Raw genomic sequence first — 15,467 nt, 5'->3', positions numbered from 1 at the left:
CTATTTATGTGCAGGCAACAAGTTTGCCTAGAGATCGTGACAGTGCTGTGACGATTTACTCGGCTGCTGCGCGTAAGTCTGGCCCTCCGCTGCGGATCGTTGCCAAAAGTTCTTCGCGGCGCTTGGCGGCCTTGGCCTCGTTTTCCTTCAATACCGGTCCGAACCCCCGAATATCCAGCGGCAATTGGGCCAGCGCAACAACGGCGTCTTTTGTCTGCGGTGTTATCAGCGAAGACACCTCTTTGAAATCACGCTCATATTGCTTGATCAAGGCACGCTCCATGCGCCGTTCCGCGCTGTAGCCGAAGATATCCAACGGTGTTCCGCGCAGGAACTTGAGCTTGCTCATCATCTTTAGTGGTCCCAACATCCACTCGCCAAAATCTCGTTTGCGCGGGCGTCCGTCAGGTCCGGTCCCACCCAGCAACGGAGGGGCCAGATGGAACGTCATCTTGAAATCCCCGTCGAATTCAGCAGCGGCCTTTTCGCGGCTGGACAACAACAAGCGGGCAACCTCGTATTCATCCTTATAGGACAACAGCTTGTGATAGCCTTTTGCAGCTGCCTCTTTGATTTCCGCATCGTCAAGCGAGTCAATCAGTTTCCGATATCGTTTTGCCAGCCGAGCACTTTGATACTCAGATAGATGGTTTGCCCTGAACTCGATGAGTTGATCCAGGGTTTTAGGCAGTTCAGCGACCTTGGGGCGTAGAATTTCACTGACCTTTTCGGGATGCAAAACGGCCCAGCGTCCAATGTCGAACGCCCGTTTGTTACGCTCGACCGCTGTTCCATTCAGCTCGATGGCCGTCAAAACGGCCTCATGGCTGATTGGAAGCAACCCGCGCTGCCACGCAGCCCCAAACACCATCATGTTGGAATAGATCGAATTCCCCATCACCGCACGCGCCAGTTCCGTGGCATCAAACAAGGAAACGTCGTCTTTCAACCGCGCCTGCAATGCCAGTTCCAGCCTGTCACCCGGGATGCGGAACTTGGTGTCTCGGGTGAAATCACCCGTGACCGTTTCGTGGCTGTTTACCACCGCCCCTGTCTGGCCTGCGCGGGTCAGACCAAGTGTCTTGGACCCGGCGGACACGACAAGGTCACCGCCGATCAATGCATGCGCTTCACCTGTGGCCACGCGGATCGCGCTGATGTCTTCGGGCCGATCGGCGAGACGACAGTGAATGTGGACTGCGCCACCTTTCTGCGCCAGCCCCGCCATCTCCATCATCCCTGCGCCTTTTCCATCGATCTGAGCTGCCTGTGCCAGCACAGCGCCCAAGGTGACAACGCCAGTTCCGCCAATACCGGTGATCACCACATTATGGGTGCCGTGGATAGTTGGCAGAGTGGGCAAAGGCAGGTCGGGAAGGTCAATCTCGGTTGTGGCTTCCTTACGGATTTCCGCACCTTCCAAGGTAACAAAAGACGGGCAAAACCCTTTTAGGCAGGAAAAGTCCTTGTTGCAGCTGGATTGGTCAATCGCGCGCTTGCGCCCCAGTTCCGTCTCTTGGGGCACAATCGACACACAGTTCGACTGAACGCCGCAATCCCCGCAGCCCTCGCAGATATCGGTGTTGATGAACACCCGCTTGTCCGGATCGGGAAAAGTACCGCGCTTGCGACGCCGACGTTTTTCGGCAGCGCAAGTCTGTACGTAGACGATGACGGAAACGCCTTCTATGTCACGGAACCGTTCCTGAACCTGCATCAGTTCCGCGCGTTCAAATGTCTCGACCCCGGCAGGCAGAGCTTTTAAGTTCACGTCCTCTTTCTCATCATAGATCAAAGCGACATCTTTCACGCCCATCGCTTTGACTTCGGCCACGATCCGTTCGGCGGTCAGGTCGCCTTCATTTCCTTGCCCGCCGGTCATGGCAACGGCGTCATTGAACAGGATCTTGAAGGTGATGTTTGTTCCCGCAGACAATGCCGCGCGAATGGCCTGCACCCCGGAATGGTTATAGGTGCCATCCCCAAGGTTCTGGAAAACGTGCTGCGTGGTCGAGAACGGTTCTTCGCCGATCCAGTTCGCGCCCTCTCCGCCCATTTGGGTGAAACCGGATGTATTCCGATCCATCCACTGAACCATATAGTGACATCCGATACCGGCATAAGCACGGCTGCCGTCAGGCACTTTGGTCGAGCTGTTATGCGGACAGCCCGAGCAGAAATACGGAAGGCGGGTCGCGATCTCTTCGGCGTTGTCGGCGCGGCGCGCTTCGGACAGCTTGGCGAGACCGCCGCGAATGCCGTCTGTCTCACGACCTTCCTCTATTAGAATCTCACCCAGTTTCTCGGCGATCATGATCGGATCAAGCGCGCCACGGGTCGGGAAAAGCTCCTCCCGGTGCAGCGTACCTGCCCCACCCTTGTACCAGCCGTAGACACGGCGGCCCCGGCGATCGTCGAAAATGGCCTCTTTGACCTGTACTTCGATCAGCTTGCGCTTTTCCTCGACGATCACGATCAGGTCCAGCCCCTCGGCCCATTCGTGGAACCCGGTCATGTCCAGAGGGAAAGTCTGCCCGACTTTATAGGTCGTGATCCCAAGCCGTTCGGCCTCGGCCGCGTCGATATTCAAAAGCGACATGGCATGAACGAGGTCGAGCCAGTTTTTGCCCGCCGCGACAAAACCGATCTTGGCACCCGGCTTGCCCCACACCCGCTTGTCCATCTTGTTGGCGCGCGAAAATGTTTCTGCCGCAAACCGTTTATAGTCGATGATCCGCGCTTCTTGCAGGTGGGGCGTGTCGCCCAGCCGGATGTTCAAGCCGCCTTCAGGCATCTCAAACTCCGGTGTCACCACTTTCATTCGGTCCGCACTGCCATCCACGACCGATGTGACTTCGATCGTGTCCTTCATCGTCTTCAGACCAACCCAGACACCGGCAAACCGGCTGAGTGCAAATCCGTAGACGCCATAATCCAGAATTTCCTGAACTCCGGCCGGGCTAACCACGGGCATATAGGTATCGACCAGCGACCATTCAGATTGATGCAATACGGTCGAGCTTTCGCCCGTGTGGTCGTCCCCCATCGCCATCAGAACGCCGCCATGCTTGGCCGTCCCAGCCATATTCGCATGGCGCATCACGTCGCCCGACCGATCAACCCCAGGCCCCTTGCCGTACCACAACCCGAATACACCGTCGTATTTGCCGTCACCACGCAGCCCGGCTTGCTGGCTGCCCCACAGCGCAGTAGCCGCGAGGTCTTCGTTCAAGCCGTATTGAAATGTGACGTCGCTTTCGGCCAGTTGTTTTTGCGCGCGGACCATCTGTTGATCCACTGCGCCAAGCGGAGAACCCCGATACCCGGTCACCAAACCCGCCGTGTTTAGCCCGGCCTCTTTGTCCCGTGCCTTTTGAATCAGCATCAGGCGAACCAACGCCTGAGTGCCGTTTAGCAATACGGGATTTTTCTCCAGATCGAACCGGTCGTGTAGCGATATCTGTGGCTGACTCATCAGACGCCTCCCCTCGTCAGATCAGTGTGCTTCATTTATATCCATTTTAGGTCACTATTTCTGACCTGTATAGTGTTTATCCTCTGAAACATAAGGATTTCACCGTTTGAATGTGGAAGTTGTTACCTATTTCATATAGTCATTCCGAAGGATAACGAAAGTTGCGGTAATGGACTGGGATAAGCTTAGGATATTTCATGCGGTCGCCGACGCAGGCAGCCTGACCCATGCGGGTGACAGGTTAAATCTATCGCAATCGGCCGTCAGTCGGCAAATTCGGGCACTGGAAGAAACACTTGATTCGACCCTGTTTCACCGTCACGCCCGCGGTCTGATCCTGACCGAACAAGGTGAGCTGCTGTTCGATGCGACCTCGGCCATGTCCAAACGCCTCGACGCCGCAGCTGCGCGTATCCGGGACAGCGAAGAAGAAGTCTTTGGCGTGCTTCGCGTCACAACGACATTCGGGTTCGGAACGCTCTGGCTGGCGCCGCGTCTTCCAAAGCTCTACGAGCAATATCCTGACCTGAATATCGACCTGATGCTTGAGGAACGCGTTCTGGACCTGCCAATGCGCGAGGCAGACGTTGCCATCCGAATGAAAGAACCCAGCCAGGCCGACCTTGTGCGCAAACGCCTGATGACCGTGCAAATGCAGCTTTATGCGACAAAGGAATACCTGGCCGAAAACGGCCAACCCGAAACACTTGAGGATATTTCCACCCACCGGCTGATCTGCCAAACGCCCGCGGCCCCGCAAGTTGGTGCAAGCGCCTCTATGGTTCGGCATCTTATGACCTACAATCCCGGCTCATTGCTTACGGTGAACAACTATTTCGGCGTATTGCAGGGTGTTTTGCACAATCTTGGTATCGGCGTGCTGCCGGACTACGTGACCCAGGATTTCCCGCATCTGGTTCCGATTTTGTCGGACATTGATGCCGCCGACGTGCCTGTCTATCTCGCCTACCCCGAGGAATTGCGCCACTCAAAGCGCGTGGCTGCGTTCCGCGACTTTGTGCAGGACGAAATTATTGAACAACGCAAGCAGTTGAAGCAGATGGGAAAACTGTAGGTATGCGCGGCGATCATAGCGGACATTCCCGAAATCACACCGAAAAATCTTGATCGTTCACAAACTGATCCCTAAATGAGCACTCGAAGGCGGTGATGCTGAAACGCTCATCATCTTCATACCTCCCTGTTGGACTTCGGCCGAGCTTAGTGCTCGGCCTTTTTTTTGCTTTCCGCAATGAGGGCTGCGTCGAACCGGCAAAACATCTGGGAAAGCCGGGCACTTAAACCTATGATCACAAAAAAATATCAAGACTTGTGTTCGAGGACAGATTCGATGTTTCACCCTTTTCGTCTTTTGCTGGCGATACTTTCAGTTTTAGTGCTTTCAGGGCCAATCGCCGCGCAGGAAATTGGGGCCAATGGTTCCTCTGCAACAATCTCAATTCCCGAGGATCTTACTCCTGAACAAGTCGACGACCTTGTTGCACGCATGTCAGACGATCAAGTCCGCGCGATCCTTCTTGAGCGATTGGATGCCGTGGCTGCGCAACAAGCTGAAACCACCGCCTCGAGAAAAGGTTTGATCGAAACGATTTCCGATACCGTAACAACCATGACCGCGTCATGGATGGACGTTATCCGCAAGGTTCCATTGCTGGTGACAGCTCAGACCGAAGCATTTTCAAATTTCGGAGCGACTTTTGGCTCGAACGGACTTATCACCCTCTTTGGGTATACATTCCTTGCGTTGGCCATTGGCTATGCAGCAGAAAAACTGGTTGGTTTGTGGACACGTCGTTGGATCAAGGTCGTAGACGGGGACGCTTCGTCCAACTTGCGTGGCGCCTTGACCTATCTTTTCAAACGGTTCTGCGGAGAGTTTCTGGGCCTTCTGGTCTTTTACTACACCCTGGTTTTTGTTGGTCGCCAGCTATTGGACGAACAGCAGCTCGCGCAAGCTGCCCCGTTCGTATTCTACTTGATCTGGTTCCCGCGTCTGGGCGCGGCGATTTCCCGGTTCATACTTGCTCCGAACCAACACAATCTAAGACTGGTCAACGTTGACGATCACTGGGCAAAGTACCTTCATCGCAACCTGATTGGCCTGTTCCTGTTGATCGGGTTGACGATGTTCATTCTGGACTTCAACGCCCTTAACGGAGTGCCGCCGGGCGAATCCCGCCTTGGTTTCTGGCTGAACACCGCGATCCACATCTATATCGGCCTGATTGCATGGCGCGCGCGCGATGGCCTTTCCGATATGATGCGGGGTTCTGACCCCGATAGAACCCGTTTCGATGAGGAAGTAGCGCGGCTATATCCATATATGGCCATTGGCGTCTCGGCGGGCACTTGGCTGCTGGTCGAATACCTTGCTGCACAAGGCAGCCCAGTCATCTTTGACCTGCTGGCACATGGAGCGCATTTCACAACAATGTTCTGGCTGCTGATTGCACCGGCGCTGGATACACTGATCCGGGGGCTTGTCCGTCATTTGCAGCCGCCAATGCTAGGCGACGGAGCCGTTGCCGAACGCGCGTACAAATCTACCAAACGCAGCTACATTCGTATCGGACGTGTTCTGGCGGGTATCCTGATCATATTGTTGATCGCGAACGCCTGGGATCTTGATCTGCAAGAAATCGCAGGGGGCGGAACGGAATCCGGTAGCAAGGTCATCCAGTTCTTCATCATTATTGCGATTGGCTACATCCTGAACGAGGTCGTCTCGCTCTGGATCAACCGCCGATTGGCGAAGGAACAGACTGCTGCCGAACAAAGTCCGGACGAAGAAGCAGGCGAAGGCGGAGGGTCTGGTGGCTCGCGCCTGGCGACTGTCCTGCCTTTGCTACGTGTCACTGCACAGGTCGCGATCGCGGTTATTTTTACCCTCCTTGCGTTGGGTGCATTGGGGCTGGATATCACGCCGCTGCTGGCTGGTGCTGGTATCCTTGGTCTGGCCATCGGTTTTGGTGCTCAAAAACTGGTATCGGATATTGTGGGAGGTATCTTCTTCCTGATCGACGACGCCTTCCGCGTTGGTGAATATGTAGATGTTGGCGGCACGACCGGCACGGTCGAAAAAATCTCGATCCGTTCGATGCAGTTGCGCCACCATCGCGGGCCTGTGCACACCATTCCTTACGGCGAAATCCAGAAGCTGACGAACTACAGCCGTGACTGGGTGATCATGAAGCTCAAGTTCACGGTTCCGTTCGACACCGACCCAAACAAGGTCAAGAAAATCTTCAAGAAGATTGGTGCCGAGATGATGGAGGATGAAACCCACAAGGATGGGTTCCTGCAGCCGTTCAAATCTCAGGGTGTTTTTGACTTTGACGATGTCGGCATGATCATCCGCGGCAAGTTCATGGCAAAGCCCGGCAAGCAGTTCACGCTGCGCAAAGAGATATTCAATCGCGTCAAAGCCGCGTTTAAGGAAAATGGTATTGATTTTGCGCGCCGCGAGGTTCGCGTTGCAATTCCGGGCCTCGAAGAAGCCGAGCATCTGACCGACGACCAAAAAGCTGCTATCGGCGCGGCGGCCGGGGATGCGGTTGCGCAACAGGCCCAAGAACAACAGGAACAACAGGAACAGAAGAAATAGCTTTACTCTGGCGCGTGGCTCGATCGGGCCGCGCGCCGCCTTGCCTTTAAACACGGCGAACCACGTACCTTGGGTTCAAAGAGTGCGATCGTGGCAAGAGTACGCACCGGTCAATTCGCCTTTCCTCTTTCCCCCGGCGGTCCCTTCCCCTAAAAGGCGCCAACCATTGCCATCTCGGGGACTGAAACAGGATGCAAGAGCCAGCCATCACACCGGATCTGATTGCCGCCCACGGGTTGAAACCCGATGAGTATGACATGATCCTCGAGATCATAGGGCGCGAACCGACGTTCACCGAGCTAGGCATCTTTTCCGCCATGTGGAACGAGCATTGTTCTTACAAATCCTCCAAGAAATGGCTGCGCACCCTGCCCACCTCAGGACCACAGGTAATCTGCGGCCCCGGCGAAAACGCGGGCGTTGTCGATATCGGCGATGGACAGGCTGTGGTGTTCAAGATGGAAAGCCACAATCACCCGTCCTACATCGAGCCCTACCAAGGCGCAGCGACCGGTGTCGGGGGCATCCTGCGCGACGTCTTTACAATGGGCGCACGTCCGATCGCCTCGATGAATGCACTGTCCTTTGGCGAGCCGGATCACCACAAAACCCGCCAACTGGTGAATGGTGTGGTCGAAGGTATCGGCGGCTACGGTAACTGTTTTGGCGTTCCCTGCGTGGGAGGCGAAGTCCGTTTCCACCCCGCCTACAACGGCAACTGCCTTGTGAACGCCTTTGCCGCTGGTCTGGCTGACAGCGACAAGATTTTTTATTCGGCTGCGTCCGGCGTCGGAATGCCCGTTGTCTATCTGGGCGCGAAAACCGGGCGCGATGGCGTTGGCGGCGCAACGATGGCCTCGGCCGAGTTCGACGACACGATCGAAGAAAAGCGCCCCACCGTTCAGGTCGGCGACCCCTTCACCGAAAAGCGCCTGATGGAAGCGACGCTAGAGTTGATGCAGACCGGTGCCGTGATCTCGATTCAGGATATGGGTGCGGCTGGCCTGACGTGTTCGGCTGTTGAGATGGGTGACAAAGGCGGCCTTGGTGTGCGTCTGGATCTGGAAAACGTCCCCCAACGCGAAGAGAACATGACCGCGTATGAGATGATGCTGTCGGAATCTCAGGAACGGATGCTGATGGTTCTCAAGCCCGAGCTTGAAGCCGAAGCCCGCGCCGTGTTCGAGAAATGGGATCTGGACTTTGCCATCGTTGGCGAAACGATTGCCGAGGACCGTTTCCTGATCGTCCACAATGGAGAGGTCAAAGCTGATCTGGTCCTGTCAAAGCTGTCTTCGACCGCACCGGAATATGACCGCCCGTGGGTTGCAACGCCCGAGGCTGAGGAATTGACCGAGGTGCCTCAGATTGACCCGATTGACGGTCTGCGCGCCCTGCTCTCCTCGCCCAACTATGCAGGCAAACAATGGGTTTATGAGCAATATGACACAATGGTCATGGCCGACACTGCCCGGACGCCGGGCCTGGGTGCGGGAATGGTACGTATCCACGGCACTGACAAAGCACTGGCCTTCACCAGCGACGTGACCCCGCGCTATGTGCGCGCCAACCCGATCGAGGGCGGCAAGCAGGCCGTCGCCGAGGCATACCGCAACCTGACCGCCGTGGGTGCCAAACCCTTGGCGACCACCGATAACCTGAACTTCGGCAACCCTGAAAAGCCCGAAATCATGGGCCAGTTCGTCGGCGCGATCCAAGGTATTGGTGAGGCTGTAGCTGCGCTGGACATGCCTATCGTCTCGGGCAATGTCTCGCTTTACAATGAAACCGACGGTCAGGCGATCCTGCCGACCCCGACTATCGGCGCGGTGGGCCTCTTGGCTCATACCGACGAGATCATAGGCAATGAGGTCCGCGAGGGCCACGTCGCGCTGGTCATCGGCGACACCAACGGTCATCTGGGTCAATCTGCTCTGCTGGCCGAGGTCTTTAACCGCGAAGACGGTGACGCGCCGCATGTTGATCTGGACGCAGAAAAGCGTAACGGAGATTTCATCCGCGCCAATCGTGAGTTGATCAAAGCCTGCACCGATCTGGGCGATGGTGGCCTTGCGCTGGCCGCGTTTGAACTGGCCGAGGCCGCCGGCGTGGGCGTCTGCCTCGACGATGCCTCGACCGAGTTCCTGTTTGGCGAGGATCAGGCCCGCTATCTGGTCGCCTGCAACTTTGATCAGGCTGAGGCGCTTATGATTGCTGCGGGTCAGGCTTGCGTATCCTTGGTCTCGGTCGGTCGTTTCACCGGTGACACCGTTCGTATCGGAAGTTCCGAAGCCGCGCTGGATGACCTTACCGCTACGTTCCGCAGCAGCTTCTCAGCCGCGGTCGCTTAAATTTCAGGTATTGTTTGTCACGAAAACCTGCGCTTTGGCTAGCGCAGGTTTTGTGTGTTTTATGCCGTCACCTCACCCTTGCACGCTTGGTCCCGGCACTCTACATCTTGGGAAAGACCTTATGGAGATACCTACATGCCGATGAGCGCCCACGAAATTGAACACCTGCTGCGCGAAGCCTTTCCAGATGCGGAAATTCAGGTCGGCGGCAGCGATGGCGTGCACATGTCGGCCATGGTTGTAGATGAAAGTTTTCGCGGGAAAAACCGGGTCCAGCAGCAGCGCGCCGTCTATGCCGCGCTGAAAGGCAAGATGGATGGCCCCGACGGTGAACTGCACGCGCTAGCGTTGACGACGAAGGCGCCTGAATGAACATTTCGCCCCCTCACCCCACTGCCCGAGTGAGGCACTGAAGTGAGCGGTTGGCTGTTCTGGGTCTGCGCTATCGCGCTGTTGGTGGTTGCCGCAGCCCTGGTCGAAGCCTATGTGAAGCGAAACAGAAAGCGTAAGCTAGCCGATATGCGCCCCGACCCGGACAAGATCAGTAGTGTCGGAGGTATTGAACGTTACGGGCTGGACCCATTGGCACTGGCCCAGGCCGAACACCGACGGCTAGAGGAAGAAGGATGGGCACCCGGCCTGTCAAAAGATGAAACCAATGCCCCCGAGGCGGGTGAAAAGGAAACGCAAGATGAGCGACGTTAAGACCCAGATCGACGAGACCGTCAAAGCAAATGACGTGGTGCTGTACATGAAGGGCACCAAAGAGATGCCGCAATGCGGGTTCTCATCGCGTGTGGCCGGTGTCTTGAACTATATGGGCGTCGAATACACTGACGTGAACGTGCTGGCAGACGAAGAAGTACGTCAGGGCATCAAGGACTATTCCGATTGGCCCACGGTTCCTCAGCTTTATGTCAAAGGCGAATTTGTCGGCGGTTGCGACATCATCACCGAGATGACCCTGTCTGGTGAACTTGATACTCTGTTTGACGACAACGGGGTCGGCTACGACAAAGATGCGGCCGACAAGATCCGCGAAGCAAACGCTTAATCAGCGGCTGACGCAATCTTTCAATACAACTTGCTCGCTGGCGGCGTCATCCGTCGCCAGAAAGCTGACTGTCGCGCCCCATCCTTTGGACCGGAGTATATAGGTTCCGTTTTCGCCTATGGATTCATAACGAATTCCCGAGCCGCTCGGAGTTTGGTTCATCGCTATCAGCCGCCCGTCAAGCATCATCGCCGCAGCACTAGACCCATCAGGGGCGTTGAAATAGGCGACTTGCAGTGGAACGCCGTTCTCGCAGGTGAATGTAACCGGAAGAATATCAATTTCGGCCCAAGCGAAACTGCCCGACACGGTGGTCGCGGCAGCAAGAAATAACGTCCTAAGCATCTGTTATCCGGCGTTTTTCTCTTCGATCACCGACGCCAGCGCCTCGGCTCGTGCAGCTAACTCGGCCAGTGTATTTGTTACCGAGGGCGGCACAACGGCGACTTCTACTCTCTCAGGCTCTGGTTTGGGCTTGTTCCGAAGCGAGCTTAGCTCGGCCTCAGCCTCGGCCAGCTTTCCCTCAAGCGCCTTGATCCTGTCGTCCGTTGCAGCGGTTTTGTCGGCCAGCATTAGACCTGCCATCAACAGCATCCGAGATTCCGGCATACGGCCAATTTGATCGGACAAGATTTGCGCCTCGTCATCAAGCATCTTGGCTGCTGCCTGCAAAAACACTTCTTCACCCTGCTGGCACGAGACTTCAAAGCCGCGCCCGCCGATTTGTATGGTCACTTCGGGCATTACTCTACCTCTCCATCAGCCAGTTTCGCTCGCGACAGCAAGGGCTCCAATCGCGCCAAGACCGCATGTGCCTCGGCCGCATCCGTGGCCTGAGCCGCACGGGTCGCTTCCAGTTCGGCCACAGTCGCGCGGTTCAGCAGCTCGGCGTCTGGCAGTCCACTTTCAGAAGCGGCACGAAGTTCATCCACCGACTTTCGCAACTGCTCGTTGGCTTTGCGCATACGCTGTAGGTCATCATCCAGCCGCGACATTGCCGCCCCGTGGCTGCTACGTTCGGCGCGCAACATCTCAAGCTCGGCACTCAGCTCTGCAACACGCTCGCTATCGGCCAGTTCCGAACGCAACTTGGCGTTCTCGGCCTCAATCTCCTGCGCATTTTTTGCAGCCGACCTGAGTTGTTCGTTCTCGGCCCGCAGGGTCTCAACCTCATCCTGATTTTCCAAAGCAGCCTTGGCATCAGCAAGTTCTGCCCTGGCCGCTTCCACAGCGGCCAGCTTTGCCGTTGCTTCGGCCAACTGCTCACGCAAAGCACCGTTTTCAGGATGATCCGAAGGCGCAGACCGCAGGCTTTCCATATCGGCACGCATGGCATCGACTTCTTGTTCATGCCGGTGCTTCAACGCCTTAAGCCGTTCTTCAAGCTGCGCATTGGCCACGCGTTCGTCATCCAAAGCCGAGCGCAAGGTTTCGTCTTGGGCGCCTTCCACCGGTGCTGCGTCACGCAAGGCATCGACCCCGGTGCCAATCCGCTCCATCGCGGCGACGATACGGCGCTGTAATTCTTCGATTTGGCTCATGCCCCTGCCACCTCTTTACCAAGGTTCCTTGTGTTGCGGTTCATCCGAATCAACATAATCCGCATCTTGCTCTAGTCTAACCCAATGGCGCAGAAAATACCCACTGTTTGCTTTCAACAGGTTGGACTGCGTTCTTGATCCTCTGGGCGACCCCAACTCCCGGTTATGCTTGCACTTTGACGACTGAATGGTATTGAGCGGCCAATCTGCCTGTAATCCAAAGGAACAACGCCCGTGGACCTGACTGCGCTGCGCAATGCAAACCCCGAACACTGGGACAAAGCTGCGGCCATCCGCACACTGACCCTTGACGCCGTCGCTGCCGCCAATTCCGGCCATTCCGGTATGCCGATGGGCATGGCCGACGTTGCGACCGTGCTGTTCGAGAAACACCTCAAGTTTGACGCCTCTGCCCCGAATTGGCCGGATCGTGACCGGTTTATTCTTTCGGCGGGTCATGGCTCTATGTTGATCTATTCGCTGCTGTATCTGACAGGCCACAGCGATGTGACACTGGAAGAAATCAAGAATTTCCGTCAGTTGGGCGCGAAAACCGCAGGTCACCCGGAAAACTTTCTGGTCGAAGGGATCGAAACGACCACCGGACCTCTGGGTCAGGGCATCTCAAACGCCGTAGGCTTTGCCATGGCCGAAGAGATCCAGCGCGCACATTACGGCAAAAAGGTCGTTGATCACTACACCTATGTCATCGCAGGCGACGGCTGCTTGATGGAAGGCGTCAGCCAAGAGGCGATTACGCTGGCCGGTCGTCACGAGCTGAGCAAGCTGATCGTCTTCTGGGACAACAACAACATCACTATCGACGGCACCGTTGATATGGCCGACCGCACGGATCAAGTGCGCCGTTTCGCGGCCTCGGGCTGGCATGTGATCGAGATCGACGGTCATGATCCGCAGGCCATCGACGCGGCCATCGTTCAGGCGAAAAAGTCGAACAAGCCGACCATGATCGCCTGCGAAAGTCACATCGCTTTGGGTCACGCGGCGCAGGACACCTCGAAAGGCCACGGCGCACTGACCGATCAAGAGCAACTGAAGGCGGCCAAGGAAGGCTATGGCTGGCCGCATGATGCGTTTGAAATCCCCGCTGACGTGAAATCCGCGTGGGAAGCCATCGGCGCACGCGGCGCAGCCGAACGCGCGGCATGGGAAGAGCGTTTCGCGCAAATCTCAGAACGCAAACAGGCCGAGTTCAACCGTGCCTATGCGTTTGAAGCGCCGAAAAAACTGGCAGGTGCTATCCGCGCGTTCAAGAAACAGATGTCCGAGGATCAACCGAAACTGGCCACCCGCGCCTCGTCGGAAAAGGTTCTGAACGTCGTCAACCCGATCATGACCGAGACCGTGGGCGGTTCGGCAGACCTGACCGGCTCGAACAACACCAAATCCGCCGATATGGGCGTATTCCTGCCGGAAAACCGTAAGGGTCGTTACATCCACTACGGTATCCGTGAACACGGCATGGCCGCTGCCATGAACGGCATGGCGTTGCACGGCGGCATCCGGCCTTATGGCGGCACGTTCATGGCCTTCACCGACTATGCTCGTCCGTCCATGCGTCTGGCCGCGCTGATGAAAGTGCCGTCGGTCTTCGTGATGACACACGATTCCATCGGTCTGGGTGAAGACGGCCCGACCCACCAGCCGGTCGAGCATCTGGCCATCAGCCGCGCGACGCCAAACACCTATGTGTTCCGTCCCGCCGACACGATTGAAACGGCCGAAGCCTGGGAACTGGCGCTGACCTTCAAGGAAAGCCCCTCGGTCCTGTCGCTGACCCGTCAAGGCGTTCCGACCGTACGCACCCAGCACAAGACCAAGAACCTGACCGCGCAAGGCGCTTACGTTCTGGCCGAGGCCGAGGGTAAACGTCAGGCCATCCTGATCGCCACCGGATCCGAGGTGTCGCTGGCGATGGAAGCCAAGGCAATACTCGAGGCCGAAGGTATCGGCACCCGCGTCGTTTCGATGCCATGCATGGAACTGTTTGCACAGCAGGACGAAGCCTATCGCAAGCGCGTGCTACCTGCTGGCCCCGTCCGCGTGGGCATCGAAGCCGCCGTTCGTGCGGGTGGCTGGGATCGCTGGCTGCTGGGTGAACGCGGTCGCGAAGCCAAGGCTGGCTTCATCGGCATGTCCAGCTTTGGAGCCTCGGCCCCTGCTGGCGAGTTGTACAAGCATTTCGGCATCACCGCCGAAGCGACCGCTGCCAAGGTCAAAGAACTTCTCGGGCTGTAAGTCAGCCAAAGAGACTAAGCAAAGGGCGGCTCTGGCCGCCCTTTTCAATTTGACATCAGTGGCTTTCGGCCTTCTTGGACAGCAGCGGCGAGATGATTTTTGTTGCCACGGGGATCAGTACCATGCCCCAGACCAACCCGAACACGCCGTCCATTGCCGCTTTGGACACCCATTCAACGACACCTGTCCACGACGACGAAACTGAGTGTCCCAGCGCATACGCCCAATCATGAATGTGATGGCCCAACCAGCCAAAACCCAACTCCTCCATACCGTGGATCATGATTGATCCGCCGACCCACAGCATTGCCGCTGTACCGACAATTGAAAGAACCTTCATGACGATGGGCATAGCCTTGACCAGCCCTCGCCCTGCCCCGCGACCAACCGGGGTCATCGCATTTTGGGCCAGAAACAATCCGACATCGTCCATTTTCACAATCAAAGCGACCGAACCGTAAACGGCAACGGTCACACCCACACCGACAACTGCCAGAGTTGCCGCCTGCATCCAAAGGTTTGGCGCTTCGATGGCAGCAAGCGCGATGGTCATGATCTCAGCCGAAAGGATAAAATCGGTCTTTATCGCTCCTTTAACCTTCTGTTCCTCAAGGTGGCCGGGGTCGCGTATTTTCATGTCTTCGTCGATAGCGTGGCTGCCGTGTGGAAACAGGACATGAAAAATCTTCTCAGCCCCCTCAAAACACAAATATGACCCCCCCAACATCAATAGGGGCGTGATCATCCAAGGCGCGAAATTCGCAAGCAGCAAAGCGACGGGCAACAACAATACGATCTTGTTAAATACTGAACCTCGCGCGATGCGCCAGATTATCGGCAACTCACGCGCCGGAGCGAAACCTTGGACATATTTCGGCGTAACTGCCGCGTCGTCGATAATCACCCCAGCGGTTTTTGCCCCTGCCTTGCCCGCTGCAGCGACCACATCGTCAACCGACGCCGCCGCAACTTTCGCGATCCCCGCTACATCGTCCAACAACGCTAAAAGACCGCTCATACCGCTTCCTTTCCAATCACCTGCCGCAAACTGACCCTACCCGATCCAAAGGCTAGCGCAAGCGTTAGCGCAATCGTTTGAGGTTTGCGCTAACACATTCAGAATGTGACGTTTTTACTCTTTTGGGAGGACGCATAGACCGCT

The 15,467-nt window shown here is 56.7% G+C and carries 12 protein-coding genes; 7 read left to right on the top strand and 5 right to left on the bottom strand.

Features of this window, described 5'->3' with window-relative positions:
* Window positions 1-55: 55 nt before the first annotated feature.
* The gene (locus ACR0LH_RS00300) at window positions 56-3,475 is read right to left on the bottom strand and encodes an indolepyruvate ferredoxin oxidoreductase family protein (protein WP_480719220.1); all 3,420 of its coding nucleotides are present in this window, start codon (window positions 3,473-3,475) and stop codon (window positions 56-58) included.
* A 169-nt stretch (window positions 3,476-3,644) separates the two neighbouring features.
* Between ACR0LH_RS00300 and ACR0LH_RS00295 the strand changes: the two genes are divergently transcribed.
* From ACR0LH_RS00295 to grxD, 6 genes are all read left to right on the top strand, one after another.
* Complete coding sequence (locus ACR0LH_RS00295; protein WP_170388518.1) at window positions 3,645-4,550, top strand: LysR family transcriptional regulator; 906 nt, start codon at window positions 3,645-3,647, stop codon at window positions 4,548-4,550.
* 276 nt (window positions 4,551-4,826) lie between these two features.
* On the top strand, window positions 4,827-7,100 hold the full coding sequence (locus tag ACR0LH_RS00290; RefSeq protein ID WP_480719219.1) for a mechanosensitive ion channel family protein: 2,274 nt from the start codon (window positions 4,827-4,829) through the stop codon (window positions 7,098-7,100).
* A gap of 191 nt (window positions 7,101-7,291) precedes the next feature.
* Complete coding sequence (gene purL, locus ACR0LH_RS00285) at window positions 7,292-9,451, top strand: phosphoribosylformylglycinamidine synthase subunit PurL (RefSeq protein ID WP_480719218.1); 2,160 nt, start codon at window positions 7,292-7,294, stop codon at window positions 9,449-9,451.
* A gap of 135 nt (window positions 9,452-9,586) precedes the next feature.
* Entirely contained in the window at window positions 9,587-9,823 is a 237-nt protein-coding gene (locus tag ACR0LH_RS00280; protein WP_170388523.1) for a BolA/IbaG family iron-sulfur metabolism protein, read from the top strand.
* Window positions 9,824-9,865: 42 nt separating this feature from the next.
* On the top strand, window positions 9,866-10,156 hold the full coding sequence (locus tag ACR0LH_RS00275) for a hypothetical protein (RefSeq protein ID WP_480719217.1): 291 nt from the start codon (window positions 9,866-9,868) through the stop codon (window positions 10,154-10,156).
* Window positions 10,143-10,505, top strand: coding sequence for a Grx4 family monothiol glutaredoxin (grxD, locus tag ACR0LH_RS00270; protein ID WP_170388527.1), 363 nt, complete (start codon window positions 10,143-10,145; stop codon window positions 10,503-10,505). Before ACR0LH_RS00275 ends, grxD begins: the two co-directional genes overlap by 14 nt.
* Here the strand turns inward: grxD and ACR0LH_RS00265 are convergent, their stop codons facing one another.
* Genes ACR0LH_RS00265 through ACR0LH_RS00255 form a run of 3 tightly spaced genes read right to left on the bottom strand, consistent with a single transcriptional unit; the run spans window position 10,506 to window position 12,046 of the window.
* Window positions 10,506-10,850, bottom strand: coding sequence for an MliC family protein (locus tag ACR0LH_RS00265; protein WP_480719216.1), 345 nt, complete (start codon window positions 10,848-10,850; stop codon window positions 10,506-10,508).
* Window positions 10,851-10,853: 3 nt separating this feature from the next.
* A complete protein-coding gene (locus ACR0LH_RS00260; protein WP_480719215.1) occupies window positions 10,854-11,249 on the bottom strand; it encodes a cell division protein ZapA in 396 nt (131 codons plus the stop codon).
* Window positions 11,249-12,046 carry a coiled-coil domain-containing protein gene (locus ACR0LH_RS00255; RefSeq protein ID WP_170797383.1) on the bottom strand — a complete coding sequence of 266 codons (798 nt, stop codon included), beginning with the start codon at window positions 12,044-12,046 and terminating at the stop codon, window positions 11,249-11,251. Before ACR0LH_RS00255 ends, ACR0LH_RS00260 begins: the two co-directional genes overlap by 1 nt.
* A gap of 234 nt (window positions 12,047-12,280) precedes the next feature.
* Between ACR0LH_RS00255 and tkt the strand changes: the two genes are divergently transcribed.
* Window positions 12,281-14,305: a transketolase gene (tkt, locus tag ACR0LH_RS00250; protein ID WP_480719214.1), complete on the top strand. Its 2,025-nt coding sequence runs from the start codon at window positions 12,281-12,283 to the stop codon at window positions 14,303-14,305.
* A 55-nt stretch (window positions 14,306-14,360) separates the two neighbouring features.
* On the opposite strand, the gene ACR0LH_RS00245 is transcribed toward tkt, so the two are convergent.
* The gene (locus ACR0LH_RS00245; RefSeq protein ID WP_170388536.1) at window positions 14,361-15,323 is read right to left on the bottom strand and encodes a DUF808 domain-containing protein; all 963 of its coding nucleotides are present in this window, start codon (window positions 15,321-15,323) and stop codon (window positions 14,361-14,363) included.
* Window positions 15,324-15,467: the final 144 nt, after the last annotated feature.

It is taken from the genome of Ruegeria sp. CL6 (assembly GCF_056536465.1).
Note: the sequence above shows the minus strand (reverse complement) of the source record. Positions and strands in the feature narration are given on the sequence as shown.

What these genes read in the sequence shown, in the direction of transcription:
- ACR0LH_RS00300 (WP_480719220.1), bottom strand. Translation starts at nt 3,475, where the DNA reads ATGAGTCAGCCACAGATATCGCTACACGACCGGTTCGATCTGGAGAAA.
- ACR0LH_RS00295 (WP_170388518.1), top strand. Translation starts at nt 3,645, where the DNA reads ATGGACTGGGATAAGCTTAGGATATTTCATGCGGTCGCCGACGCAGGC.
- ACR0LH_RS00290 (WP_480719219.1), top strand. Translation starts at nt 4,827, where the DNA reads ATGTTTCACCCTTTTCGTCTTTTGCTGGCGATACTTTCAGTTTTAGTG.
- purL (WP_480719218.1), top strand. Translation starts at nt 7,292, where the DNA reads ATGCAAGAGCCAGCCATCACACCGGATCTGATTGCCGCCCACGGGTTG.
- ACR0LH_RS00280 (WP_170388523.1), top strand. Translation starts at nt 9,587, where the DNA reads ATGCCGATGAGCGCCCACGAAATTGAACACCTGCTGCGCGAAGCCTTT.
- grxD (WP_170388527.1), top strand. Translation starts at nt 10,143, where the DNA reads ATGAGCGACGTTAAGACCCAGATCGACGAGACCGTCAAAGCAAATGAC.
- ACR0LH_RS00265 (WP_480719216.1), bottom strand. Translation starts at nt 10,850, where the DNA reads ATGCTTAGGACGTTATTTCTTGCTGCCGCGACCACCGTGTCGGGCAGT.
- ACR0LH_RS00260 (WP_480719215.1), bottom strand. Translation starts at nt 11,249, where the DNA reads ATGCCCGAAGTGACCATACAAATCGGCGGGCGCGGCTTTGAAGTCTCG.
- ACR0LH_RS00255 (WP_170797383.1), bottom strand. Translation starts at nt 12,046, where the DNA reads ATGAGCCAAATCGAAGAATTACAGCGCCGTATCGTCGCCGCGATGGAG.
- ACR0LH_RS00245 (WP_170388536.1), bottom strand. Translation starts at nt 15,323, where the DNA reads ATGAGCGGTCTTTTAGCGTTGTTGGACGATGTAGCGGGGATCGCGAAA.